Raw genomic sequence first — 24722 nt, forward strand, 5'->3', positions numbered from 1 at the left:
CGCTAGCGGAGTCAACCCACCTATCTGGAGCGCAACGAGGCGGATGAAGTTTCATTCGAAATAAATTTGTGCTTCAGGTCACATTGTAATTAGAATGTTACTGGTCGAAGTTAGCCAGGAGCATTTGTTATGACCGTTAAAGTTATCGTCACCGATATGGACGGAACTTTTCTCAATGACGCCAAGCAGTACGATCGCCCGCGTTTTCTCGCGCAGTTCGCGCAACTTCAGCAGCAGGGTATTGAATTTGTTGTCGCCAGCGGCAACCAGTACTATCAGCTGATCTCTTTTTTCCCGGAAATTCGCGAGCAGATCTCTTTTGTCGCCGAGAACGGTGCGCTGGTGTACGAACACGGCCTACAGCTGTTCCACGGCGAGCTGACCCGCCATGAATCCCAGGTGGTGATTGGCGAGCTGCTGAAAGACCGCCAGCTGAACTTCGTCGCCTGCGGTCTGGAGAGCGCCTACGTCAGCGACAACGCCCCCGACGCGTTCGTCGCCCTGATGTCAAAACACTATCATCGCCTGCAGCGAATCAGCGATTATCAGAACATTAACGACACCCTGTTCAAATTCTCGCTCAATCTGCCGGATAGCGATATCCCGCAGCTTATCGATAAACTGCACGTTTCACTCGATGGCATCATGAAGCCCGTGACCAGCGGTTTCGGCTTCGTTGATTTAATTATTCCCGGGCTGCACAAAGCGAACGGCATCAGCCGCCTGCTCAAACGCTGGCAGCTCTCGCCGCAGGAGTGCGTCGCCATCGGCGACAGCGGCAACGATGCGGAAATGCTGAAGCTGGTGAAATACGCATTCGCCATGGGCAACGCCGCCGAAAGCATCAAAGCTATCGCCGATTACACGACTGACGACAACAACCATCACGGCGCGCTGAAGGTCATTCAGGCCGTTCTCGATAAGACGCCTCCCTTCTCCTGCTGACCGCTGACCGGGGCCCCCTGCCCCGGTTTTTTCCATTTTGTGCACCTCCTCTAAATTTTAAACTTGCATTAACTTTAATTTAACTTAAATTAACGTTTGTAAGATTTAATACTTTCGAATGAAAGCTGAAAGCTGAGTGAGGTCACCATGGCTGCTATCTACACCCACGAAACATTACCCGCCGACCACAAAGCGGCGATTCGCCAAATGAAACAGCATCTGCGCACGCAAATCGGCGATGTGCAGGCGGTATTCGATCGCCTCAGCGCAAAGATTAGCGCCCGCCTGGAAGAGATTGAGGCGTTGAAAGCCCGCGGCGAGGATGTCTGGCCGGTGATCCCGTTCAGCGATATCGCGCAAGGGAAAGTCAGCGACGCCCAGCGCGAGGCCATTAAGCGCCGCGGCTGTGCGGTGATCAAAGGTCACTTCTCGCGCGAACGAGCGCTGGCCTGGGATAACGCGATGCTTGAATATCTCGATCGCAACCATTTCGACGATGTCTACAAAGGCCCTGGCGACACCTTCTTCGGCTCACTTGACGCTTCGCGCCCGGAGATTTACCCGATTTACTGGTCACAGGCACAGATGCAGGCGCGTCAGAGCGATGAGATGGCCGCCGTGCAGTCTTTCCTTAACCGCCTGTGGACCTTTAACCATGACGGCAAGCAGTGGTTCGACCCGGACGTGAGCGTTATCTATCCGGATCGCATCCGCCGTCGCCCGCCGGGAACCACCTCGAAAGGGTTGGGCGCACACACCGATTCCGGCGCGCTGGAGCGCTGGCTGCTGCCGGCCTATCAGCGCGTCTTTGCCAACGTCTTCAACGGCAATCTTGATGCCTATGACCCGTGGAATGCGGCGCACCGTACTGAAGTCGAAGAGTACACCGTCGACAACACCACCAAGTGCTCCGTCTTCCGGACTTTCCAGGGCTGGACCGCGCTCTCGGATATGATTCCCGATCAGGGGCTGCTGCACGTAGTGCCGATTCCGGAGGCGATGGCGTATATCCTGTTGCGCCCGCTGCTGGACGATGTGCCGGACGATGAGCTGTGCGGCGTGGCGCCGGGGAAAGTACTGCCGGTTTCCGAGAAATGGCATCCGCTGCTGATCAAAGCGCTCAGCTCTATCCCGGCGCTCAATGCCGGCGATTCGGTATGGTGGCACTGCGATGTGATTCATTCGGTGGCGCCGGTGGAAAACCAGCAGGGCTGGGGCAATGTGATGTACATTCCCGCCGCCCCGATGTGCGAGAAAAACCTCGCCTACGCGCAGAAGGTCAAGCTGGCGTTGGAAAACGGCGCTTCGCCGGGGGACTTCCCCCGTGAAGACTATGAGGCCGACTGGCAGGAGCGTTTTACCCTGGACGATCTCAATATTCATGGTAAACGGGCGCTGGGTATCGCCGTCTAGTCGTCGTAGAGCCCTGCCTGCACAACCGTGGTAAGGCGGTTACCGGAACGTATCCGCCTTACCGAATCCCGTACCACCAGCGTGCCGTGCAGCAGCAGCGAGCCGCGCGGCGCATCCGGGCGAATCAACCGCTGCTGAAGCAGATGTACCGCTTCCGTACCCAGCTCGTCACGCGGGACGTGAACGGCGGTCAGCGGCACATCCTGAATGGCGGCCAGATTGAAACCGTCGATACTCATCACCGAAATATCCTGCGGCACCCGCAGCCCGCGCTTTTGCAGCGCACTCACCGTCCCGGCGACCATAAAATCTCCGCCGACCAAAAATGCCGTTGGCAGCGATTTGCCTGCCCGCGCGTCGAGCCATTCGCCTACCCGCTCTTCGCTGTCCCTGGCGCTAAAGCTGGCGACCGTAAGCAGGTCACGCCCATCGGTAAAATGCAGGTTGCGCATCCGCCAGGCCTCTTTGATACCTGCCAGCCGCAGGTCCATCGTGTAACGCCGCAGGCACATGACATTCAGCACCGCCCGATGGCCCATATCAAACAGATACTGCGCGGCAAACTGGCCAATCAGCCGGTGATCCGGCGCAATGGAAGAGAGGCGCATCGCTTCGTCGCGGCAGTTGATCAGCACGCAGGGTTTCGCCAGATCTACCGCCAGATCGTGAATATGCGGATCGTCAATGCCCAGCAGGATCGCCGCTTCGGTTTCCGGTTCGTTCATGCGGGCCAGGAACTGATTGGCATCGCTGTCATTCTCTTCCAGCGCGCAGGTTCGCAGGCGCACCTCATGAGCAGCCAGCGCATGGTGGATACTTTGAATGACCCGGTAGTAATAGATATCAGAACGCTCATCAAACGCCCGCTGCGGCGCAAAGACGACCAGGCTGTTGAGCAGCATACGCCCGGCGGCAATGCCTTCCAGCACCCCCATATCGCGCGCGCACGTCAGCACGGCCCGCCGGGCCTTATCACTGGTGTTCGCTTTTCCTGCCAGCACTCTGGAAACCGTGCTCGCCGACATCCCCGTCCGGCTGGCGATCTCGGCTATTTTGAGCTTTTTATCCATTTTGTGATCCAGCTCCATCTTCAAAATGAAAGAATTTTCATCATCGACAAAGCCAGATTATCAAGTAAATGTTTGCCTCTTCAGTGAGCATTTCATCTTCTTATGAAAAAACTTTCATAAATAACGCTACTGCCCGCCGATTTTCTCGCCTAACCTGAATTGGTCCGATAACTTCCATACTAGTTACCCGGATATAAGAAGAAATAAAACAATATTATTCAAACCATTACAGGAACCGGTATGACAACTCGTGGTGCGAGTCGCTCATTACCCTACATTAAAAAAACCTCGTGGAGAGTTCTATGAGTCAAGGCCTCAACAACGATATCGCCGCCAGCAAATCCCGGCGGGTGATAAAAAATTTACGCTGGTGGATGCTGGTCCTTTTTTTGCTCGGCGTTACCGTCAACTACATCACACGTAACTCTCTGGGGATTATCGCCCCGGAGCTGAAGGTCTCGCTCGGCATCACCACCGAACAGTATTCGTGGATTGTCGGCGCTTTTCAGTTGGCCTACACCCTTTTCCAGCCGCTGTGCGGCTGGCTTATCGACGTCATCGGCCTGAAGCTCGGCTTTATGATTTGCGCCACCCTGTGGGCCGTTGCCTGTATCGCCCATGCCGGTGCCGGTAGCTGGCTGCACCTGGCCATCCTGCGCTTCTTTATGGGCGGTGCGGAAGCCGCCGCCACGCCGGCAAACGCCAAAACTATCGGCGAATGGTTCCCGAAATCGGAACGTCCAATCGCCGCCGGTTGGGCCGGCGTCGGCTTCTCGATTGGCGCGATGCTGGCGCCGCCGATTATCTACTTCGCCCACGCCTCTTTCGGCTGGCAGGGCGCGTTCATGTTCACCGGCGTGCTGGCGCTGCTGTGGGTCGTGCTGTGGTGGGCGCTTTATCACAACCCTGAAAAACACCCGAACCTCGACAAAAGCGAGCTGGCGTTCATTCGTCAGGACAATGAGCCGCCGGCCGTTAAGCTGCCGTTCTTCACCGCGTTAAAAACCGTCTCGAAAAACAAGCGTTTTTACGGTATCGCGATTCCGGCGTTCATGGCCGAACCGGCCTGGGCCGTGCTGAGCTTTTGGGTCCCGCTGTACCTTGCTAAAGAGCACGGCATGGATCTGAAACAGATTGCCATGTTCGCCTGGCTGCCGTTTCTTGCCGCCGACCTCGGCAGCGTCGTCAGCGGCTATCTGACCAGACTGTATACCCGCTGGTTCGGCTATACCCGGGTTAACGCCGTCGTCGCCAGTTCGGTGACCGGCGCCTTTTTGATGATTTCGCTGGCCCTCGTTGCCATTACCCGCGACCCCTATATCACCATCGTGCTGATCTCCATCGGCGGCTTCGGCCACCAGATCATCTCCTGCATGCTGAGCGCGCTGGTGGTGGAGTCGTTTGATAAAGGCCAGATGGCAACCGTCAACGGGATGCGCGGTTCCGCGGCCTGGATTGCCAGCTTCCTGTTCTCGCTATTAATCGGGGTAACTGCCGACAAAATTGGCTTCAACCCGCTGTTTATTGCCATGGGGTTCTTTGACCTGATTGGCGCCATCTTCCTGGTGGCATTTATTGCTGAACGTCGCGCCAAACGCGCCTGAGAGTGGATACAAAGATGAAAACGCTGAAACACTGGACATTGCACCAACGGTTGGCTCATCACGTTGAGTTAACTATCGACGGGCAGCACACGCTGTGCCTGTATGTACTGGAGGAGAACCTGTTCCGCGTCCTGCTAAAGCGCAAAGGTCAGCTGGCGCTGGACCGTACCTGGAGCATTGCACCGCAGCAGGACGTGCCGTGGGAAGGACGTCCTCGCGAGGATCTGAGCGGCTTTAGTCTGCCCGCGTGGACGCTTGAACAACGCGCTGACAGCCTGACGGTCGCCACCGGGCAGCTGCGCGTCACCGTTCACCAGCCGCTGTGGCTGGAATGGAGCTATCGTCATGACGACGGCGAATGGCTCCCGCTGGTCAATGACCGCCCCACCAGCGCCTATCTGCTCAACGCCCACGGCGACGGCGCGGCACACTATCTGAGCCGCCGCAAGGACGAACGATTCTATGGCCTTGGCGAGAAGGCCGGCGATCTTCAGCGCAACGGTAAACGCTATGAAATGCGTAATCTCGATGCGATGGGCTATAACGCCGTCAGTACCGACCCGCTGTACAAGCATATCCCCTTTACCCTCACCCAGCGTAGCGACATCAGCTACGGCCTGTTCTACGATAACCTGAGCAGCAGCTGGCTGGATCTGGGCAATGAAATTGATAACTACCACACCGCCTATCGCCGCTGGCAGGCGGAAGCGGGCGATATCGATTACTACCTGTTCACCGGCCGACGGGCGCTGGACGTCACCAAAGCGTTTGTTCGCCTGACCGGCAAAACGCTGTTCGGGCCGAAGTGGAGTCTCGGCTACAGCGGCTCCACCATGCATTACACCGACGCGCCGGATGCGCAAAATCAGCTGATGAACTTTATCCGTCTGTGTGAAGCGCATGCGATTCCCTGCGACTCTTTTCAGCTCTCTTCCGGCTACACCTCGATCAACGGCAAGCGCTACGTGTTTAACTGGAACTACGACAAGGTACCGCAGCCGAAAGTGATGAGTCAGCGCTTCCATGACGCCGGCATCAAGCTGGCGGCCAATATTAAACCCTGTCTGCTGCAGGACCATCCGCGCTATAGCGAAGTGGCGGAAAAGGGGTTATTTATTCGCGACTCGGAGACCGACGCACCGGAACGCTCCAGCTTCTGGGATGACGAAGGATCGCACCTCGACTTCACGAATCCCCAAACCGTCGCCTGGTGGCAGGACGGCGTTACCCGCCAGCTGCTGGAGATGGGCATCGATTCCACCTGGAATGATAATAACGAATTTGAAGTCTGGGATGGCGAGGCCCGCTGTCACGGCTTTGGCCAGCACATCGCCATCAAGCATATTCGCCCGGTGATGCCGCTGCTGATGATGCGCGCCTCAATGGAAGCCCAGCAGCGTTTCGCGCCACACAAGCGACCGTATCTGATCTCCCGTTCCGGCTGCGCCGGAATGCAGCGCTATGTCCAGACCTGGAGCGGCGACAACCGTACCAGCTGGGAGACCCTGCGCTATAACACCCGCATGGGGCTGGGGATGAGTTTATCCGGCTTATATAACGTGGGCCACGACGTCGGCGGTTTTTCCGGTGATAAACCGGATGCCGAGCTGTTCGTACGTTGGGTGCAGAATGGCGTGATGCACCCGCGCTTTACCATTCATTCATGGAACGATGACCAGACGGTCAACGAGGCGTGGATGTATCCGGGCGTGACCCCGGCGATTCGCAGCGCGATTGAACTGCGCTATCGTCTGCTGCCCTATCTGTATACGCTCCTGTGGCAGGCCCACGCTGACGATGAGCCAATGTTGCGACCGACGTTCCTCGATCATGAGCACGATCCGCAAACCTTTCTAGAGTGCGATGATTTCCTGCTGGGGCGCGATCTGCTGGTCGCCAGCGTCGTCGAACCGGACCAGCGTCAACGCCGGGTGTGGCTGCCGGAAAACTGCTCCGGCTGGTACGATTTTTATAGCGGGGAGTGGTTCTCCGGCGGCCAGTGGATAACGCGAGATGCGCCGCTGGAACATCTGCCGCTGCTGGTCCGCGCCGGAGCCGGCCTGCCGCTCAGCGAACGCATCACCCACGTCAGCGCGACAAAAGACGATCGGCGCGAGCTGAAGCTATACCCGCTAAAAGGCGTGGGGTCGTCGCAGGGTCTGCTGTTTGAGGACGATGGCGAAAGCTGGGGCTATAAAGAGGATGATGCGCTGTGGCTGACGTGGGAGATGGCCTGCGACGCCAGCACCATCAGCCTGCAGCTAACCCCTCGCGGCCGTTATTGCCCGGCCTGGCATGCGCTGAAAGTGACTTTGCCCGCCGGTGAAAAGCGCAAGCTGCTGATAAATGGTGAAGAAGCCGGAGAATGGCGTCTGAAGTAGTCCCGGAGCCCTTCCCTGTCTGGAAGGGCCGCTAATTGATGTCCAGCTGTAACTAACTACGCCATAACTGTAAGGCGGCGTGGCGTTTTTGAGGCGTCGGTTATACCGTAAGAGTGCCCCTTCTCTGGATCCGGACCTCTGACGATGAAACTACCGAGCGCTCTTATTGTCTGGCTGATGTTATGTTCCACCAGCGCACTGGCATTTCAGGAAAAACCCTCTCCTGAAATGCCGCTGCCCTCCGCCGCGGCCAAAACCACCGCCATCAGCCGCTTTGCCGCTGATGAAAACGATGTGGCGATCGCCCAGGCCTATAGCCCCGGGACATTTACCGGTACCGCGCCAACCTCCCGCGGTTTCCCGGCCCCTGCCGCCGCCGTCCATCACCACTAACTTGCCCTGCCTCTTCGGTTGGTGCCGGGCGGCCGCTGTCGCGAACCTGTCCGGCTCATCAGGTCGTACCGCCGGGCGGCCGTCCCCCTCAAACCGCAGCAATCAGAAAACCAATCAGCACGCAGTAAAGCACCAGGCTCAGTAAAGTCAGAACAATAATCATTGCACGCTACCCCGTTCAGATTCAGAGAAGACGGGGTTCAGCCACGCAATCACTCAGCGAAAACGCGCTCATGGCCCCCTCCTGCAACAGATAATTCAGCGGCTATTTATTCACAGTATTGTGCAGGAAAGATGAGTAAATTAAGGGGTCTGAATGCAGGGCGGATTGCAGCGGAGAGATTCAGCGCAGGATGGCGCTGAACAACGTTATCCCGGCACGCAGGCGCGCCGGGAACGCAGACACTTAGTTATCGATACCTTTGCTACGCAGGTAATCTTCGTAGTTACCGCTGAAGTCGATCACGCGCTCCGGCGTAATTTCGATCACGCGGGTTGCCAGAGAGCTGACGAACTCGCGGTCGTGGGAAACGAAGATCAGGGTTCCCTGATACATCTCCAGCGCCATGTTCAGCGATTCGATCGATTCCATATCCAGGTGGTTAGTCGGTTCATCCATGACCAGGATGTTCGGCTTTTGCATCATCAGCTTACCGAACAGCATGCGGCCTTTTTCACCACCGGACAGCACTTTAGCGGGCTTTTTGATATCGTCCTGGCTGAACAGCAGACGACCGAGGATGCTGCGCACCGCCTGCTCGTCATCGCCGTCCTGCTTCCACTGGCTCATCCAGTCGAAGACGGTCAGATCGTTTTCAAATTCGTACTCGTGATCCTGCGCATAGTAGCCAATCTGCGCATTTTCAGACCATTTTACGCTGCCGCTGGTCGGTTCCAGCTCACCCACCAGGGTTTTCAGTAACGTGGATTTACCCACGCCGTTGGTCCCCAGCACGGCAAGCTTCTCACCCACTTCCAGCAGAAGATTGACGCCTTTGAACAGCGGACCATTGTCAAAACCTTTCGCCAGCGCTTCCACTTCCAGCGCATTACGGAACAGCTTCTTATCCTGTTCAAAACGGATGAACGGGTTCTGACGGCTGGACGCTTTTACTTCATCCAGCTTAATTTTGTCAATCTGGCGGGCGCGGGAAGTCGCCTGGCGAGATTTTGAGGCGTTCGCGCTAAAGCGGCTGACGAAGGATTGCAGGTCGGCAATTTGCGCCTTTTTCTTGGCGTTGTCGGCCAGCAGGCGTTCGCGAGCCTGGGTCGCGGCGGTCATATACTCGTCGTAGTTACCGGCATAAACGCGCAGTTCGCCGTAGTCGAGATCGGCCATATGGGTGCAGACCATGTTCAGGAAGTGACGGTCGTGCGAAATGATAATCATGGTACTGTCACGTTCGTTCAGCACCTGCTCCAGCCAGCGAATGGTGTCGATGTCCAGGTTGTTCGTCGGTTCATCGAGCAGCAGGATATCCGGGTTCGAAAACAGCGCCTGCGCCAGCAGTACACGCAGCTTCCAGCCTGGCGCCACTTCGCTCATCGGGCCGTAATGCTGTTCAACCGGGATCCCGACGCCGAGCAGCAGTTCACCGGCGCGCGCTTCGGCAGAATAGCCGTCCATCTCACCGTAAGTGACTTCGAGGTCGGCCACTTTATAGCCGTCTTCTTCGCTCATTTCCGCCAGAGAATAGATGCGATCGCGCTCCTGCTTCACTTCCCACAGCTCGCCGTGGCCCATAATGACCGTATCCAGCACGGTGAACTCTTCAAAGGCGAACTGATCCTGACGCAGTTTACCGATACGTTCGTTCGGATCGAGAGAGACGTTACCCAACGTCGGCTCAAGATCGCCGCCGAGGATCTTCATAAAGGTGGATTTACCGCTACCGTTGGCGCCAATCAGGCCGTAACGGTTGCCGCCGCCAAATTTGACGGAGATGTTTTCGAACAGCGGCTTACTGCCAAACTGCATGGTGACGTTGCTGGATACTAGCACGGGGTTATCCTGAAAAAAGAGAATGAGAAGTGTGATACATCGGGCATTATGCCAGCAAAGCCATCACTTTTCACGGTTTGCAATAAAATCGCAGGCAGCGCCTGTGGTACGGTCTCTCTCATATTGCGCGATTCATTTAACCGATACATGATTTTTTCCCTTAATCTGGAAGGAACCTATGACCACATACTCCCGCCATCCGGCATTCTTATCGCTTCAGGGCGGCATCAACTTTCGTGACCTCGGCGGCCTGCATACCGCCGACGGCCGCCGCATACGCGAGGGGAAACTCCTGCGCTCCGGCGCGTTACATCGGATGACCGACGAGGATCTGAGCCATCTGGACAATCTGCCGGTGACCCGGGTCATTGATTACCGCGATCCGCACGAGGTCCAGCGCAGCCCCGACAGGTTGAATGGACGGATGCGTTATCTCAATGCGCCCGCCAATCCTCTGACGCCAGGCGTCGATGCCAAAGTCACGGAACTTAACGCCGCGACGCTCAATGCCATGAGCGGCGAGAAATTTATGCTGCAGCTTTATCGTCAGCTGCCCTTTAATAACGCCGCTTATCGCCAGCTTGCCGGCTGGCTGATGCAGCCAGCTGACGGTGCGCTGTTGCAGCACTGTGCGGTGGGTAAAGATCGTACCGGCGTGGGCTGCGCGCTGACGCTGTTCGCCCTTGGCTGCGACACGCCGACGGTGATGGAGGAGTATCTCCTCACCCACGGTACGCTGAACCAGGTCGAAACCGGACTCCTCGGCCTGCTCGGCGATCAACTGAGCTCCCGCGGACGGCAGAATCTGGCAGAAATCCTGACGGTACATGAGTCGTACCTCGCGGCGGCGCTATCGGCAATTCACGAGCGCTATGCCAGCGTGGATGCATGGCTGGAACAGGAATATCAGCTGACGCCCGACGCGCGCGAAGCGCTGCGCTCACGCTTTCTCGAGGGGTAAATGCCGTTTTTTCCTGCCACGATTTGCCGCAGAAATGAAAAACGGCGAACTACACTTGAAACAACTGGCAAAAAAGTGTGATTTCGTACACATCTGATTTCCCTGTTGGATGGAATGCACATATAATGCGCTCCCATCTATTAGCTGAATCATCTGACAAAGGCCTTTGTGGCTTTGCCACTGCACACGACATGAAGAATATGAAAATATCGACACTCTTAGCGGCAGCCTTCGCCCTCGTCGGCTTTTGCAACACTGCATCCGCTGTCACTTATCCGCTGCCGACCGACGGTAGCCGACTGATTGGTCAGAACCAGGTGATTACGGTTCCTGATAACAACAAGCAACCGCTGGAATATTTCGCAGCTAAATACCAGATGGGATTGTCCAACATGCTGGAAGCCAACCCGGGCGTGGATACCTATCTGCCGAAGAGCGGCACCGTGCTGAATATCCCGCAGCAGCTGATTCTGCCGGACACCGTGCATGAAGGTATCGTTATCAACAGCGCGGAAATGCGTCTTTACTACTACCCGAAAGGCACCAACACCGTTATCGTGCTGCCAATTGGTATCGGCCAGCTGGGCAAAGATACGCCGATCAAATGGGTCACCAAGGTAGAACGTAAGAAAGCGGGTCCAACCTGGACGCCGACGGCGAAGATGCACGCGGAATACATCGCGGCGGGTAACCCGCTGCCGGCCGTCGTACCGGCGGGTCCTGACAATCCGATGGGGCTGTATGCGCTGTACATTGGTCGTCTGTATGCGATCCACGGCACCAACGCTAACTTCGGTATCGGGCTGCGCGTCAGCCACGGCTGCGTCCGTCTGCGTAACGAAGACATCAAATTCCTGTTTGAGAATGTGCCGGTTGGTACCCGCGTCGAGTTTATCGATGAGCCGGTGAAAGCCACTACCGAGCCGGACGGCAGCCGTTATGTCGAAGTACATAACCCGCTCTCCACCACCGAAGCGCAGTTCCAGGGCGGTGAAATCGTACCGATTACGCTGACCAAAGAAGTCCAGGCGGTCACCAGTCAGTCCGATGTCGATCAGACCGTGGTCGAGCAGGCTGTCCAGAACCGTTCCGGTATGCCGGTTCGTCTGAACTAATCTTCTGACGTAACGACATAAAAAAAGCAGGCCTTGCGCCTAATGCGGGTCACTGAAAGGTGACCCGCTTTTTTTTGGTTTATCGCCGGCCAGGGCGATGCCGGTAAACGGTGGTTTGCACCACCGTAAAAACTAAATCCCCGGCTTAACAGCGACCTACGGGGCAGGAACGCCTACAGATATGTTGAAGCCGAATCGAAACGGCAATCTCTGTGAGATGACGGATTCTTACACCTCTGGCGGATCGGTCAACCGCCCCCTGAACGATCGCCATTAGGCCCGGTGCCCGCCTTTTTTATCCGTTATTGACCAGGATAATGCCGCCATGATCGTAGCGATAGTGGCAGCGGGCATACTCCAGCGGCGTCCCGTCTTCCAGATAGATAACCTGCTCAACTTCCAGTACCGGGTCGCTCTCGCCGCAGTTCAGGTGCAGCTGGTCGAGGGCATCCGGCTTCATCGCCCGCACCACGCGATACGAGCCCATTAGCTTCAGCCCCAGCGTCTCCTGCACGTAGCGAAACACCGAGCTTTCCAGATGCGTTTTATTCAGCCCCGGCACCAGCGCCACGGGCATCACCGTCATATCCAGCGAGACCGGTTCGCCGTTGAGCACCCGCAGGCGAACAAAATCATAGACTGGGGCATCGGCGTCGATAAGCAGCGAGGTTTGCTCTTTTTCCGTGGCAAAGCGCAGTTCAAAGCGGATCACCTGGCTGGCCACTTCCCCGAGATGCTCCCAGGTTTTGGTGGCGCCGAAGTAATCGCTGCCCGGCAGTTCCCACTGCGAGAGCTGCAGAAAGTTTTTCCGCACGAAGGTGCCCTGCCCTTTGCGGGTATAAATAAGGCCCTCGACAATAAGCTGGCGCATCGCCTGCTGGATGGTCATCCTGCTGGTGTTAAATTCCGCCGCCAGCGCAAACTGGTCGGGTAACGGGACGCTGGCGGGGTACTGCTGGCTGATAATCCGTTTTTTTATTTCCCGCGCGATCGAAAGATACTTCGCCGTCATTCCCCGTCCTTTTTTATGATGATTGTCTCTGGATATACTCTGCTGCACCAGTGCTGGCGGGCCTAAGAATACACCAAACGCCCGCCGCTCGCCCCGCTACATCTCTGCACCATTGCTGCGGATAGCCTGCTTTAACCAGGCGTAGCTTTTCTTCGGCACGCGCTTAAGGTCTTTCAGATCGTGGTTTTCGCGATTCACATACACCACGCCGTAGCGCTTGCGCATATCGCCCTGAGAGCTGAGGATATCAATCAGTCCCCAGCCGAGGTAGCCTATCACCTGCGCGCCATCTTCAAATATCGCCTCTTTCATGGCGTTGATATGATCGCGATGATAGGCAATACGGTAATCATCGGCCACCGGCGTCTCACCATCCCATGACTCAATCACGCCAATGCCGTTTTCAATCGGGAATACCGGCAAACGCCAGTCGTTGTAATAGCGCGTGATGATCATGCGGAAACCGAGCGGGTCAATCTGCCAGTTCCATTCCGTCGCTTTCAGCCAGCTATTCGGTTTATCGCCGAACAGCATATAGTTGTTCACCGGCGTACCGGGAGGAACGGGATCGCTGTCCAGAGTCCGGCTGGCATAGTAGCTGAAGGCCAGATAGTCGACTTTTACCGTCGCCATCAGCGCCAGATCCTCTTCCCGATAGATCTCGCTAAAACCTTCCCGCGCCACGAAGTGCATGACTTCCGGGCTGTAGCCTTCACCGGCAAATGCGCGGAGCAGGTTCTGGTTAAAGAACTCATCAAGCTGCTGGGCGCAGAGCATATCGCGCGGCTTACAGGTCGCCGGATAGACCAGCGCGTGCGCCAGCATACCGCCCATCAGGCAGTGCGGTTTCGCCTGATGCAGATAGTGGGTCAGGTGAACATGGGCCATCATCACGTGGTGCTGGATCTGGTACAGCTCGCGCAGAGTTTTCTCACCGCGCAGATAGCCCGTAATGAGGAACGCCTCCGGCATATGGTAGAGATTCTGCTCGTTGAAGGTCAGCCAGTACTTCACCTTATCGCCGTAGCAGGCGATCATCTTCTGGCCGTAACGAATAAAGGCGTCCATCACACGACGGTCGGTGAAACCGTTATAGCGTTCCGCCAGTGAAAGCGGCATATCGAAATGATACAGGCAGATCATCGGCTCAATACCGCGGGCGATCAGTTCATCAATAAACCGGTGGTAGAAAGCGATCCCCTCTTCATTAAATTCGCCGTCGCCCAGCGGACACACCCGACTCCAGGCAATCTGGAAGCGATAGCAGTTCATCCCCAGATCCTGCATCAGGTCGAAATCTTCCCGGTAACGATGGTATGAGTCCGTGGCGACTTTCCAGTCGGAGGCGAATTCCGCAGGCTCGCGAATATCGTACACCGACATCCCTTTCCCCCCTTCATTCCAGGCCCCTTCCGTTTGCATGCTGGAAACCGAATTACCCCACAAAAAGTCCGCCGGTAGTCTATTGTTCATCTCACGCCTCTATATGACTAGTCATTTAAATTTCATGACTAGTCATATAAACGATCTTCACCGCCCAGGCAAAACAAAGGATCGTTTTTTGTGAGCGCAGCAAATAAAAAAAGCCGGATCGGGGGCCCCGATCCGGCCAGACAGCGACCTGTATTTACTGCTGTGCGAGCTGATCGCGGCGATATTCACCCTGCCGCTCCAGCATCCAGCCGGGGTATTCGCGCGGCAGTGCGCTGACCGCATCCAGCTGGGCCAGCTCCACCTCGCTCAGTTGAATATCGACGGCGGCGAGGTTGTCCGCCAGCTGCTCGGGACGTTTGGCGCCGATAATCACGCTGCTGACCGCCGACTGATGCAGCAGCCAGGCGAGGGCAATCTGCGCGACCGAAACACCTTTAGCCTCCGCGATGACGCGCATGACATCGATGCAGTCGAAGGCGCGATCTTTATTTACCGGCGGGAAATCAAACGCCTGCCGACGGCCGCCCTCGGCGCTCTGGCCGTCACGATCGTACTTTCCGCTCAGCAGACCGCCGGCCAATGGACTCCAGACCATCAAACCGACCCCTTCACTCTGCATCATCGGAATCAGCTCACGTTCGAGATCGCGCCCGGCAATCGTGTAGTAAGCCTGGAGGGAGGCGAAGCGCGACAGCCCCAGACGCGCGGAAATCCCCAGCGCTTTCACGATTTGCCAGGCCGCCCAGTTTGACACACCGATGTAGCGGACATGTCCCTGCTGCACCAGATTATCCAGCGCATAGAGCGTCTCCTCGATGGGCGTTGCCGGATCGAAACCGTGCAGCTGATAAAGATCGATGTGATCGAGCTGCAGCCGTCGCAGACTCTCTTTGACGCTCCCCATGATGTGAAAGCGCGAACTGCCGCGGGAGTTGACGCCGGCCGTGCCGGTTTCGCCAAAGACTTTGGTGGCCACCACCACGTTCTCGCGCGGAACCTTCAGATTTTTTAGCGCCTGACCGGTTAACATTTCCGAACGGCCTTCAGAATAGACATCGGCGGTGTCGATAAAGTTAATGCCCGCATCCAGCGCACTGCCCACCAGCTGTTCGGCCTCAGCCTGGCGCAACTGACCAATTTTTCCCCACATGCCGCCTTCGCCGCCAAAAGTCATGGTGCCCAGGCACAGTCGGGAGACAAACAGACCGGTATTTCCGAGTTTTTGATAACGCATTGGACTCTCCTCATCAGGATATTAAACCTCAGCGTTAACGTTATACGCCCGCGGCGGAACGGGCGAATGGGGTGATTCTGTCTGTTTCTTGCCCAATCCTCTGAAAATCAGGCGATGAATAACAGTAAGGCGTAGCCCACCAGCGCCGCCCACAGCAGCAGCGGCAGAGAGTAAAGATGGAAGCGCCACCAGATGCGGCGATCTGATGCCATACGCAGTGCAATTAAATTCGCCAGCGAGCCGGGAAGCAGGCCAAAGCCGCCGACGTTGACCGCCCAGGCCAGCAGCGGCGAAGGAGGAACATAGTTGAGCAGCAGTATGGTGGCCGGTACGTTGCTGATGAACTGCGACAGGCCAATCGTCGACAGCCACAAGCCGCCGGCAGAAAGCTGCCCCACCCCGCTTAAAACCTGATGCAGCGCGGGAAGTTGCGTCAACAGATGAACGTCAATGAACATCACCATAAAGACCAGCAGCAGCGACCAGTCCACATGGATAATCACCGCCCGCGCCAGCAGCAGAAAGCCGAGAATAATCAGTCCCAGCCCCCACAGTTCAAGCTTCATTTCTAAAGCCGTCAGGAAGATCAGATAAAACGCCAGGCAGCCCCACACCAGCTTCGGCTGCCACGATGGCGCCCGGTCCGCGCTTTGAAAGTGCAGACGGGTGGCGGAGAAACAGCACCAGCACAGTACCAGCAGCGTCAACATCATTGCCGCCGCCAGCGGTAGCATTTGCCCGATAAACCCAAGGAAGCTGAGGCCGGATCGCCCCCACAGCAGGATATTTTGTGGATTACCGATCGGTGTTAACAAAGATCCGGCGTTGACCGCCAGCGCCTCGAAAATAATCAGCCGGTTAACCGGTATCGCGCACCATTTTTTCAACGTCAGCGTGAGCGGTACGACGATAAACAGCGCCACATCATTGGTCAGAAACGTCGAGAGCAGCGCCGCCGCAAGGACCATAAATATGGCCAGCTGACGCTCGGTGGCAAACCGACGCGCCATTTTGCGGCCAAGCACATCAAAATAGCCGCTCAGTTCAATCCCTTTAGTCAGCAGCATCAAGCCGCTCAGGGTGATAATCGTGTGCCAGTCGATAGCCTGGGGCCAGCTTTTTGGCGCAAACGGGACAAAGAAACTTAAGCCGCAGGCGATGATCACCAGTAAATGCAGAAAACGATCGCGAGCCAGAGAGTGAACAAAGGGAAGATTCATTCTCCTTGCTGCCCGTATTTAAGGGTGAACTGATTAAATGCCGCCAGCGTCTCTTCACTGACGTGATGTTCCATCCCTTCCGCGTCACGACGGGCTATCTCCGGACTCACGCCCAGAACCAGTAAGAAATTCTCGACGATCTGGTGGCGTTCGCGGCTCTCATGCGCCAGCTTCTCACCTTCCGGAGTTAAAAAGACCCCGCGCCATGGGATCTGCTCAATCAGCCCGACGCTGGCCAGGCGTTTTAACATTTTGGCCACCGTTGGCTGGGAGACCCCCAGACGCGCGGCCATATCAACCTGACGCGCCTCTCCCACTTCGCGAATCAGATCTGAAATCAATTCGACGTAGTCGTCAATCAGCTCCCGGCGGTGGGCTTCGCGTACCTGGCGAAACCCCTCAACGTGTTCTTCAACATTAACAAGCTGCGTCACTTTTTTTGTTATAGGTCTTCCGGCGCGACGGTTCATTGTGCTTCCTCATACGTGTGACGCATCAAGCATCATCTCAAAAGATCCCCATTGTAAATGATTGGGCCCGTAGCACAAAAAATTAACGTTTTAGCCATAGCTATAAAATATAGCCTGTGCTATATCTGTATGTAATACAGACATCCTTCAAGGAGCGAAGGGCGAAATTACAGGAGGTCCCATGAACGAATTCCAGAGGTGCTTACGCGTGTTTACTCATTCTCCTTTTAAAGTCCGCTTAATGCTGATTAACATGCTGTGCGACATGATGAACGGCAAGAATCGCCAGGAAAAACCCCATCACTAAATGCGGCGTCGCGGTACGCCGCTTCATTTTTCCGTCACAATACCCTGTCAAACTGACCCGTTTCGCCGCGTTCTCGCCGCTTTTTTCAAGTTTTGTAAGCTTTCTCTCAAAACAATCCGTTATGTCCGGTTGACCTTATCATTTGCAAGCCCTATCTTTTGTCAGCCCTGCCACTACTGCGGCTCGCAGAGACCCTCTTCAGGCACTGTCCAGCAGGTTTTACCCCTTGATGCCAGGGGATGCACATGGCGTCTTTTTGATTAATTACTATGAATGTCACCCTGAAAGAAACGCTGGTCGCTCGCGGATTAGTCCCTAACCCGTGGACAGGATTTTATTTTCTCCAGTCTCTGCTGATTAACCTCGCACTCGGCTATGAATTTAGCCTGCTCTATACCGTCGCATTTACATGCGTGTTACATCTGCTGTGGCGTCATGCCCCGCGGATGCAAAAGGTTGTGGTAGGAGGCTACTCGCTGCTTGCCGCCTTCTATTACCCGTTTGGCCAGGCGTACGGCGCCCCCAACTTCAATACTCTGCTGGCGCTGCATGCCACCAATGTCGAAGAGTCCACCGAAATTCTGACCATCTTTCCCTGGTACAACTACCTGCTGGCGGTCTTTATTTTTGCGCTGGGCGTGATTGCCGTGCGTCGTAAAGCGGAAGCGCGTAAGCCGTGGAGCAAAATGGAGGTGCTGGGGCTGCTGTTCAGCATCGGCATCTTCTTTCTGCAGCCGGTGCAGAATCTGGCCTGGGGCGGCGTCTTCAAAGTGATTGATACCGGCTATCCCGCCTTCCGTTTCGTGAAAGACGTGGTGGTCAACAATAATGAAGTGCTGGACGAGCAGGCGCGTATGGCTCAGCTGGCCAATATGAAAGACAGCTGGCATGTGCTGGCGGTCAAACCCAAATATCAGCTTTACGTCGTGGTCATCGGAGAGAGCGCGCGCCGCGATGCGCTTGGGGCTTTTGGCGGCCACTGGGACAACACGCCGTTCGCCAGTTCAGTCAACGGCTATCTGTTTAATGACTACATTTCCGCCAGCGGTTCAACGCAAAAATCTCTCGGCCTGACGCTCAACCGGGTGGTGGACGGCAAGCCGCAATACCAGGATAACTTCGTCACGCTGGCGAACCGCGCCGGCTTCCAGACATGGTGGTTTTCCAATCAGGGGCAAATTGGCGAATACGATACGGCGATAGCCAGCATCGCAAAGCGTGCGGATGAGGTGCAGTTCCTCAAGAATGGCGATTTTGAGGCCAACAAAAATACTCAGGATGAGCAGCTGTTGAAGCTAACCGAGCAGGTGCTCTCCGTGCAGCGGACCCAGCCGCAGCTGATCGTCCTGCATCTGATGGGATCGCACCCGCAGGCCTGCGATCGCACCAAGGGAAAATATACCGTCTTTGTGCAATCGAAAGAGACGTCCTGCTATCTCTACAGCATGACGCAAACCGATACGCTGCTCGGCAAGCTCTATCATCAGCTGCAGAATTCCGGCGAAAGCTTCTCGATGACCTATTTTTCCGATCACGGTCTGGCCTTTAAAGAGCGCGGTAAAGAGGTTCAGTACCTGGCGCACGACGATAAGTACCAGCAGAATTTCCAGGTGCCGTTTATGGTGCTGTCCAGCGATGATAAAGCGCATAAAGTGATTAAGGCACGGCGCTCTGCCAACGATTTCCTCGGGTTCTTCTCCCAGTGGACCGGGATCCGCGCCGCCGAGATTACGCCTCGCTACCGCTTTATCTCTGAACAAGCCGCCGGGCCGGCCTATATCACCAACTTCCAGCTACAGAAAGTAGACTATACCCACCTGGGTAGCGATCTGTTCACGACCCACTAGCAGGCACGCCGCCGGGAAACGGCGGCGGCAAACCCGGGCGAACGTCGCGGGCTGTAGGCAAAAAAAATCCGCCCCAGTGAGGCGGATTTTTTATATCACCGAAGCGATTAGAAGCTGTAACCAACGCCAGCGATCCAGGTGCCAACGTCAACGTTACGAATACGAGACTGCTCGTAGGAGAAGTCCAGAGCAACGTTTTCGATCGGGTTGAACTGCATACCTGCACCGTAAGAGAAACCGTAGTCGCTCATGTCGTGCTTGTTCGGGTAGCTGTTGTCCTGGAATTTACCGTGACCGATACCCACTACGCCGTAGATGCTAGCCCAGTCGTTCAGACGGTAAGCCGGACCTGCGGTGATGCCGTAGTACTGGCCTTTCTGGTATACGCCAGATTCAGTACGGTCTTTTTCGGTGTAGGTGAAAGAACCGATAACACCCAGCGGGCTATTGTCTTGCTCGTAACGGTACTTCAGGTTGAAACCGCCAGCTTTGTTGGCTTCACCCTGCATGTCGCTCTGAGCATAACCACCGGTAACGGTAGAAGTTGCAGCGAAAGCGGTACCTACGGATGCAGCCAGAACAACGGCCAGTGCTGAAAAACGTGCAATTTTATTCATAACCACCTCAAATGTGTTTCTAATAAGTCCTAAGTCTTAAATATATCAAAAACTTTCAGGAAACTCTTTTGACTTTACACTGTCTAACATAGCTTTTCATGTAACCAAAAGTTTCCATAATTCTGTAACAAACTGGAAAACAACCGTTTTTGGCGAATACCCTACTATTAAGGCCGATAAAGCCCCGCACGTGCATCCAGATTAATCCTAATCAACAGGTTAATTTCTCTTCTCGTCTCGCCCCATTGTACGCCTCCCGAACGCGTTTTTTTCAACAATAGATAAACCGTAGCCAGGTAATTCATTTACACTGGAACCTTTACCGCATTTGACAAACCCTGACAGGAGAAAGGATGCCCGGCTCGTCCCGCAAAATACCGGCATGGCTGCCGATACTGGTCATTTTAATCGCCATGGTCTCTATCCAGAGCGGCGCTTCGCTGGCGAAATCGCTGTTCCCGTTGGTCGGCGCACCCGGCGTAACCGCGCTGCGCCTGGCATTAGGCACCTTGATTCTGGTGATTGTCTTCAAGCCCTGGCGCCTGCGCTTTACCGCAGAGCAGCGCCTGCCGCTCCTCTTGTATGGTCTGGCGTTGGGGGCAATGAATTATCTCTTCTACTTATCGATTCAGCGCATTCCGCTGGGGATTGCGGTGGCGCTGGAGTTTACCGGGCCGCTGGCGGTGGCGCTGTTTGGCTCGCGGCGTCCGCTCGATTTCGTCTGGGTGATCCTGGCCGTACTCGGGCTGTGGTTCCTGCTGCCGCTGGGGCAAGACGTCGCGCAGGTCGATCTGACCGGTGCGCTGCTGGCGCTGGGCGCCGGGGCCTGCTGGGCCGTCTATATTCTGACCGGCCAGCGTGCCGGAGAAGAACACGGTCCGGCAACGGTGGCGATGGGATCGCTTATTGCCGCCGTGGTCTTTGTCCCGCTGGGCATGCTGCAGGCAAGCGACACGCTGTTCCAGTGGTCGCTGCTGCCGCTGGGACTGGCCATCGCCGTCCTCTCTACGGCGCTGCCGTACTCGCTGGAAATGATTGCCCTCACCCGTATGCCTACCCGCACATTCGGCACGCTGATGAGCATGGAGCCGGCGCTCGCCGCGCTATCGGGAATGATATTTCTGGGCGAGACGCTGACCTCTACGCAAACCCTGGCGCTCGGGGCGATTATCCTCGCCTCAATGGGCTCTACGCTGACGATGCGTCGGGAAAGTAAAATCGAAAAAGTGGATATCAGCTAGCCAACGTTACCCGTTCTGCACGAGGTTCTCGCATCGTGCAGAACCGCGCCACCCCGCTGACTTTTTACGCAATTTCACCCCTTTTTCAAAATAGCCAACCTCCCCGCACTATCGAACCGATAGGGACAACCGCCCTCCCCATATGGCAATCCGTTGCTATACTTAGTGCCATTAGTTACCGGGGACAAGCGCTCCATTTGATTCAAATTTGATGTATGACGAGTATAAATATCAAGAGGATATGAAACTATGAGTACCGCAAAACTGGTTAAAACGAAAGCATCCGATCTGCTCTATACCCGCAACGATGTTGCAGACAATGAGAAGAAAGCAACCGTCGAGCTGCTGAATCGTCAGGTGATCCAGTTCATTGACCTGTCGCTGATTACCAAGCAGGCTCACTGGAATATGCGCGGTGCCAATTTTATTGCCGTTCATGAAATGCTGGATGGCTTCCGCACCGCTCTGACCGACCACCTCGACACCATGGCTGAACGTGCCGTACAGCTGGGCGGCGTTGCGCTGGGCACCACTCAGGTGATCAACAGCAAAACCCCGCTGAAAAGCTACCCGCTGGATATTCACAACGTTCAGGATCACCTGAAAGAGCTGGCTGACCGCTACGCGATTGTGGCCAATGACGTGCGTAAAGCGATCGGCGAAGCAAAAGATGAAGACACCGCCGATATCTTTACCGCCGCCTCCCGCGACCTGGATAAATTCCTGTGGTTCATCGAAGCCAACATCGCATAAACCTGCACAATCACCGTCAGCCTCGCTGGCGGTTTTTTTTCAGATTATCCTCACTTCTGCCACCTGATTTTTTCCTCGCGCCTCACTCGCACCATTTTGGTGCGCAACAATGGACAAAATACGTACAAAAGTAAAACAATTGTAATAATCACCTCACACAATCGTTACGGCGAGATTGTTTTACCATCAGTGTTTGCGTTAAAAATGCACTTGTTATGCGGCGTGTTTATGACGCACCAAAATGACGCCCCATTGCGGTGCATCTGCCGTGATCTATAACCGAAACCGTGCAACAGGATAGACTTCGTTTGTTATAAAACAACAAGTTGTAAAACTGGCACGATTTTTTCATATGGTTACGCGTTCTCGCAGGGGATCGTCCCGTGGATAAAAAAGGAAATGCTATGAAGTCTGTATTTAAAGTTTCACTGGCTGCACTGACCCTGGCTTTTGCGGTTTCTTCTCAGGCCGCTGAAAAACAACTGATTGTTGCGACCGATACGGCGTTTGTTCCGTTTGAATTTAAGCAAGGTGATAAGTATGTCGGTTTTGATGTCGACCTGTGGGACGCCATCGCGAAAGAGCTGAAACTGAACTATACCCTGAAGCCGATGGATTTCAGCGGCATCATTCCTGCGCTGCAAACCAAAAACATCGACCTCGCGCTGGCGGGGATTACCATTACTGAAGAACGCAAGAAAGCGATCGAGTTCTCCGATGGCTACTATAAGAGCGGTCTGCTGGTGATGGTGAAAGCCAATAACAACGACATCAAAGATGTGAAGGACCTGAACGGTAAAGTTGTGGCCGTGAAAGGCGGTACCGGCTCCGTTGACTACGCGAAAGCCAATATCAAAACCAAAGACCTGCGTCAGTTCCCGAATATCGATAACGCCTATATGGAGCTGGGTACCGGCCGCGCCGATGCCGTTCTGCATGACACGCCAAACATCCTGTACTTCATCAAAACGGCCGGCAACGGTCAGTTCAAAGCGGTAGGGGAATCGCTGGAAGCGCAAAACTACGGTATCGCCTTCCCGAAAGGCAGCGACGAGCTGCGCGAGAAAGTGAACGGCGCGCTGAAAACGCTGCGTGAAAACGGCACCTACAACGAAATTTATAAAAAATGGTTCGGTACTGAGCCAAAATAATAATCAGCATTGATCGCTTACAGGTCTGCTGAATTCCGATCACCCGGACAGGGCTACTGGCCACCGTCCGGGTATCGCTTTGCCGCAGGCCTGAGTCATTTTTTCTCAGAGGCACGCCTCTGTTTTTCGACACGGTAACAGGAACGAACTATGCAGTTTGACTGGAGTGCCATCTGGCCTGCCATTCCAATTTTGCTGGAAGGCGCCAAAATGACGCTGTGGATTTCCGTCCTCGGCCTGGCTGGCGGCCTGATAATCGGCCTCGTCGCCGGTTTCGCCCGCTGCTTTGGCGGCTGGATTGCTAACCACATTGCGTTAGTCTTTATCGAGATCATTCGCGGAACCCCGATTGTGGTTCAGGTCATGTTTATCTACTTCGCCCTGCCGATGGCGTTCAATGATCTTCGCATTGACCCCTTCTCGGCGGCAGTCGTGACCATCATGATCAACTCCGGCGCCTATATCGCAGAAATTACCCGCGGGGCGGTACTCTCAATTCACAAGGGCTTCCGTGAAGCCGGCCTGGCGCTTGGCCTGTCCCGTCGCGAAACCATCCGCCACGTGATTCTGCCGCTGGCGCTGCGTCGCATGCTGCCGCCGCTGGGTAATCAGTGGATCATTAGCATCAAAGATACCTCGCTCTTTATCGTCATCGGCGTCGCCGAACTGACCCGTCAGGGTCAGGAGATTATTGCCGGTAACTTCCGCGCGCTGGAAATCTGGAGCGCCGTGGCCGTGATTTATCTGATCATCACCCTGGTGTTGAGCTTTGTTCTGCGTCGTCTTGAAAGAAGGATGAAAATCCTGTGATTGAATTTAAAAATGTTTCCAAGCACTTTGGCCCGACCAAGGTGCTGCACGATATCGATCTGAAGATCAATAAAGGCGAAGTTGTGGTGATTATCGGGCCGTCCGGCTCCGGGAAATCGACGTTGCTGCGCTGTATTAACAAACTGGAAGAGATCACCAGCGGCGAGCTGATCGTCGATGGCCTGAAGGTTAATGACCCGAAAGTCGACGAGCGCCTGATCCGTCAGGAAGCCGGGATGGTGTTCCAACAGTTCTATCTGTTCCCGCACCTGACGGCGCTGGAGAACGTCATGTTCGGGCCGCTACGCGTGCGTGGTGCTAAAAAAGAGGCTGCCGAAAAACTGGCTAAAGATCTGCTGGAAAAAGTGGGACTCGCCGAACGCGCGCACCACTACCCTTCCGAGCTCTCCGGCGGCCAGCAGCAGCGCGTCGCAATCGCTCGCGCCCTGGCGGTAAAACCCAAAATGATGCTGTTTGACGAACCGACCTCGGCACTGGATCCGGAACTACGCCACGAAGTGCTGAAAGTGATGCAGGATCTGGCGGAAGAAGGGATGACGATGGTCATCGTTACTCACGAGATCGGCTTTGCTGAGAAAGTGGCATCGCGACTGATCTTTATCGACAAAGGGCGTATCGCCGAAGATGGCGATCCGCAGGTACTGGTGAAAAACCCACCGAGCCCGCGTCTGCGCGAATTCCTGCAGCACGTCGCCTGATATTCCCCTGGCTCCCCGTATGC

The 24722-nt window shown here is 55.6% G+C and carries 22 protein-coding genes; 14 read left to right on the forward strand and 8 right to left on the reverse strand.

All coding sequences use genetic code 11. The features are described 5' to 3' along the window. The first annotated feature begins 129 nt into the window (after window positions 1-129). Both AC236I_RS16785 and AC236I_RS16790 read left to right on the forward strand, forming a co-directional pair. Window positions 130-945: a Cof-type HAD-IIB family hydrolase gene (locus AC236I_RS16785; protein WP_004859868.1), complete on the forward strand. Its 816-nt coding sequence runs from the start codon at window positions 130-132 to the stop codon at window positions 943-945. A 147-nt stretch (window positions 946-1092) separates the two neighbouring features. Further along, a complete protein-coding gene (locus AC236I_RS16790) occupies window positions 1093-2358 on the forward strand; it encodes a DUF1479 domain-containing protein (protein WP_004859865.1) in 1266 nt (421 codons plus the stop codon). On the opposite strand, the gene AC236I_RS16795 is transcribed toward AC236I_RS16790, so the two are convergent. After that, window positions 2355-3446, reverse strand: a complete 1092-nt coding sequence (locus AC236I_RS16795; RefSeq protein ID WP_162098176.1) for a LacI family DNA-binding transcriptional regulator — start codon at window positions 3444-3446, stop codon at window positions 2355-2357. The two genes, AC236I_RS16790 and AC236I_RS16795, sit on opposite strands and share 4 nt — an antisense overlap. Window positions 3447-3730: 284 nt before the next feature. Between AC236I_RS16795 and AC236I_RS16800 the strand changes: the two genes are divergently transcribed. The 3 genes from AC236I_RS16800 to AC236I_RS16810 all read left to right on the forward strand — a co-directional run bounded on the left by AC236I_RS16800 (window position 3731) and on the right by AC236I_RS16810 (window position 7806). Then, a complete protein-coding gene (locus AC236I_RS16800) occupies window positions 3731-5032 on the forward strand; it encodes an MFS transporter (protein WP_015584831.1) in 1302 nt (433 codons plus the stop codon). A 14-nt stretch (window positions 5033-5046) separates the two neighbouring features. Beyond that, window positions 5047-7413, forward strand: a complete 2367-nt coding sequence (locus AC236I_RS16805; protein ID WP_487608555.1) for a glycoside hydrolase family 31 protein — start codon at window positions 5047-5049, stop codon at window positions 7411-7413. Window positions 7414-7557: 144 nt separating this feature from the next. After that, on the forward strand, window positions 7558-7806 hold the full coding sequence (locus AC236I_RS16810; RefSeq protein ID WP_054829194.1) for a hypothetical protein: 249 nt from the start codon (window positions 7558-7560) through the stop codon (window positions 7804-7806). 406 nt (window positions 7807-8212) lie between these two features. Here AC236I_RS16810 and AC236I_RS16815 read toward each other — a convergent pair whose 3' ends face one another. Next, the gene (locus AC236I_RS16815; RefSeq protein WP_004859854.1) at window positions 8213-9808 is read right to left on the reverse strand and encodes an ABC-F family ATPase; all 1596 of its coding nucleotides are present in this window, start codon (window positions 9806-9808) and stop codon (window positions 8213-8215) included. 178 nt (window positions 9809-9986) lie between these two features. Here AC236I_RS16815 and AC236I_RS16820 point away from each other — a divergent pair, with 178 nt between their 5' ends. Together AC236I_RS16820 and ldtB are read left to right on the forward strand one after the other, a co-directional pair. After that, window positions 9987-10769: a tyrosine-protein phosphatase gene (locus tag AC236I_RS16820; protein ID WP_004859850.1), complete on the forward strand. Its 783-nt coding sequence runs from the start codon at window positions 9987-9989 to the stop codon at window positions 10767-10769. Between the two features lie 191 nt (window positions 10770-10960). After that, the gene (gene ldtB, locus AC236I_RS16825; protein WP_160873486.1) at window positions 10961-11884 is read left to right on the forward strand and encodes a L,D-transpeptidase; all 924 of its coding nucleotides are present in this window, start codon (window positions 10961-10963) and stop codon (window positions 11882-11884) included. A 295-nt stretch (window positions 11885-12179) separates the two neighbouring features. Here ldtB and AC236I_RS16830 read toward each other — a convergent pair whose 3' ends face one another. The 5 genes from AC236I_RS16830 to mntR all read right to left on the reverse strand — a co-directional run bounded on the left by AC236I_RS16830 (window position 12180) and on the right by mntR (window position 17254). After that, complete coding sequence (locus tag AC236I_RS16830; protein ID WP_004859844.1) at window positions 12180-12896, reverse strand: GntR family transcriptional regulator; 717 nt, start codon at window positions 12894-12896, stop codon at window positions 12180-12182. A 96-nt stretch (window positions 12897-12992) separates the two neighbouring features. After that, window positions 12993-14369 carry a glycoside hydrolase family 1 protein gene (locus tag AC236I_RS16835; protein ID WP_032716938.1) on the reverse strand — a complete coding sequence of 459 codons (1377 nt, stop codon included), beginning with the start codon at window positions 14367-14369 and terminating at the stop codon, window positions 12993-12995. Between the two features lie 154 nt (window positions 14370-14523). After that, window positions 14524-15564, reverse strand: a complete 1041-nt coding sequence (locus AC236I_RS16840) for an aldo/keto reductase (RefSeq protein ID WP_015584838.1) — start codon at window positions 15562-15564, stop codon at window positions 14524-14526. 107 nt (window positions 15565-15671) lie between these two features. After that, a complete protein-coding gene (locus tag AC236I_RS16845) occupies window positions 15672-16784 on the reverse strand; it encodes an anion transporter (RefSeq protein ID WP_004859836.1) in 1113 nt (370 codons plus the stop codon). Next, complete coding sequence (mntR, locus tag AC236I_RS16850) at window positions 16781-17254, reverse strand: manganese-binding transcriptional regulator MntR (protein WP_004859834.1); 474 nt, start codon at window positions 17252-17254, stop codon at window positions 16781-16783. The genes AC236I_RS16845 and mntR overlap by 4 nt, the downstream gene beginning before the upstream one ends. A gap of 181 nt (window positions 17255-17435) precedes the next feature. Between mntR and mntS the strand changes: the two genes are divergently transcribed. Next, window positions 17436-17561: a manganase accumulation protein MntS gene (mntS, locus tag AC236I_RS16855; RefSeq protein ID WP_004859832.1), complete on the forward strand. Its 126-nt coding sequence runs from the start codon at window positions 17436-17438 to the stop codon at window positions 17559-17561. Between the two features lie 269 nt (window positions 17562-17830). After that, complete coding sequence (locus tag AC236I_RS16860) at window positions 17831-19408, forward strand: phosphoethanolamine transferase (RefSeq protein ID WP_015584840.1); 1578 nt, start codon at window positions 17831-17833, stop codon at window positions 19406-19408. Between the two features lie 107 nt (window positions 19409-19515). Here the strand turns inward: AC236I_RS16860 and ompX are convergent, their stop codons facing one another. Continuing rightward, window positions 19516-20025 carry an outer membrane protein OmpX gene (ompX, locus tag AC236I_RS16865; protein ID WP_004859826.1) on the reverse strand — a complete coding sequence of 170 codons (510 nt, stop codon included), beginning with the start codon at window positions 20023-20025 and terminating at the stop codon, window positions 19516-19518. 353 nt (window positions 20026-20378) lie between these two features. Between ompX and rhtA the strand changes: the two genes are divergently transcribed. The 5 genes from rhtA to glnQ all read left to right on the forward strand — a co-directional run bounded on the left by rhtA (window position 20379) and on the right by glnQ (window position 24699). Further along, the gene (gene rhtA / locus AC236I_RS16870; protein ID WP_004859821.1) at window positions 20379-21266 is read left to right on the forward strand and encodes a threonine/homoserine exporter RhtA; all 888 of its coding nucleotides are present in this window, start codon (window positions 20379-20381) and stop codon (window positions 21264-21266) included. Between the two features lie 249 nt (window positions 21267-21515). Further along, on the forward strand, window positions 21516-22019 hold the full coding sequence (gene dps, locus AC236I_RS16875) for a DNA starvation/stationary phase protection protein Dps (RefSeq protein WP_004859819.1): 504 nt from the start codon (window positions 21516-21518) through the stop codon (window positions 22017-22019). A gap of 404 nt (window positions 22020-22423) precedes the next feature. Then, the gene (gene glnH, locus AC236I_RS16880) at window positions 22424-23170 is read left to right on the forward strand and encodes a glutamine ABC transporter substrate-binding protein GlnH (RefSeq protein ID WP_004859818.1); all 747 of its coding nucleotides are present in this window, start codon (window positions 22424-22426) and stop codon (window positions 23168-23170) included. A gap of 150 nt (window positions 23171-23320) precedes the next feature. Continuing rightward, the gene (gene glnP, locus AC236I_RS16885) at window positions 23321-23980 is read left to right on the forward strand and encodes a glutamine ABC transporter permease GlnP (RefSeq protein WP_004859816.1); all 660 of its coding nucleotides are present in this window, start codon (window positions 23321-23323) and stop codon (window positions 23978-23980) included. Further along, window positions 23977-24699, forward strand: coding sequence for a glutamine ABC transporter ATP-binding protein GlnQ (glnQ, locus tag AC236I_RS16890; protein WP_004859814.1), 723 nt, complete (start codon window positions 23977-23979; stop codon window positions 24697-24699). The genes glnP and glnQ overlap by 4 nt, the downstream gene beginning before the upstream one ends. Window positions 24700-24722: the final 23 nt, after the last annotated feature.

It is taken from the genome of Klebsiella sp. Sb-30 (assembly GCF_057652795.1).

What these genes read in the sequence shown, in the direction of transcription:
- AC236I_RS16785 (WP_004859868.1), top strand. Translation starts at nt 130, where the DNA reads ATGACCGTTAAAGTTATCGTCACCGATATGGACGGAACTTTTCTCAAT.
- AC236I_RS16790 (WP_004859865.1), top strand. Translation starts at nt 1,093, where the DNA reads ATGGCTGCTATCTACACCCACGAAACATTACCCGCCGACCACAAAGCG.
- AC236I_RS16795 (WP_162098176.1), bottom strand. Translation starts at nt 3,446, where the DNA reads ATGGAGCTGGATCACAAAATGGATAAAAAGCTCAAAATAGCCGAGATC.
- AC236I_RS16800 (WP_015584831.1), top strand. Translation starts at nt 3,731, where the DNA reads ATGAGTCAAGGCCTCAACAACGATATCGCCGCCAGCAAATCCCGGCGG.
- AC236I_RS16805 (WP_487608555.1), top strand. Translation starts at nt 5,047, where the DNA reads ATGAAAACGCTGAAACACTGGACATTGCACCAACGGTTGGCTCATCAC.
- AC236I_RS16810 (WP_054829194.1), top strand. Translation starts at nt 7,558, where the DNA reads ATGAAACTACCGAGCGCTCTTATTGTCTGGCTGATGTTATGTTCCACC.
- AC236I_RS16820 (WP_004859850.1), top strand. Translation starts at nt 9,987, where the DNA reads ATGACCACATACTCCCGCCATCCGGCATTCTTATCGCTTCAGGGCGGC.
- ldtB (WP_160873486.1), top strand. Translation starts at nt 10,961, where the DNA reads ATGAAGAATATGAAAATATCGACACTCTTAGCGGCAGCCTTCGCCCTC.
- AC236I_RS16830 (WP_004859844.1), bottom strand. Translation starts at nt 12,896, where the DNA reads ATGACGGCGAAGTATCTTTCGATCGCGCGGGAAATAAAAAAACGGATT.
- AC236I_RS16835 (WP_032716938.1), bottom strand. Translation starts at nt 14,369, where the DNA reads ATGAACAATAGACTACCGGCGGACTTTTTGTGGGGTAATTCGGTTTCC.
- AC236I_RS16840 (WP_015584838.1), bottom strand. Translation starts at nt 15,564, where the DNA reads ATGCGTTATCAAAAACTCGGAAATACCGGTCTGTTTGTCTCCCGACTG.
- AC236I_RS16845 (WP_004859836.1), bottom strand. Translation starts at nt 16,784, where the DNA reads ATGAATCTTCCCTTTGTTCACTCTCTGGCTCGCGATCGTTTTCTGCAT.
- mntR (WP_004859834.1), bottom strand. Translation starts at nt 17,254, where the DNA reads ATGAACCGTCGCGCCGGAAGACCTATAACAAAAAAAGTGACGCAGCTT.
- mntS (WP_004859832.1), top strand. Translation starts at nt 17,436, where the DNA reads ATGAACGAATTCCAGAGGTGCTTACGCGTGTTTACTCATTCTCCTTTT.
- AC236I_RS16860 (WP_015584840.1), top strand. Translation starts at nt 17,831, where the DNA reads ATGAATGTCACCCTGAAAGAAACGCTGGTCGCTCGCGGATTAGTCCCT.
- ompX (WP_004859826.1), bottom strand. Translation starts at nt 20,025, where the DNA reads ATGAATAAAATTGCACGTTTTTCAGCACTGGCCGTTGTTCTGGCTGCA.
- rhtA (WP_004859821.1), top strand. Translation starts at nt 20,379, where the DNA reads ATGCCCGGCTCGTCCCGCAAAATACCGGCATGGCTGCCGATACTGGTC.
- dps (WP_004859819.1), top strand. Translation starts at nt 21,516, where the DNA reads ATGAGTACCGCAAAACTGGTTAAAACGAAAGCATCCGATCTGCTCTAT.
- glnH (WP_004859818.1), top strand. Translation starts at nt 22,424, where the DNA reads ATGAAGTCTGTATTTAAAGTTTCACTGGCTGCACTGACCCTGGCTTTT.
- glnP (WP_004859816.1), top strand. Translation starts at nt 23,321, where the DNA reads ATGCAGTTTGACTGGAGTGCCATCTGGCCTGCCATTCCAATTTTGCTG.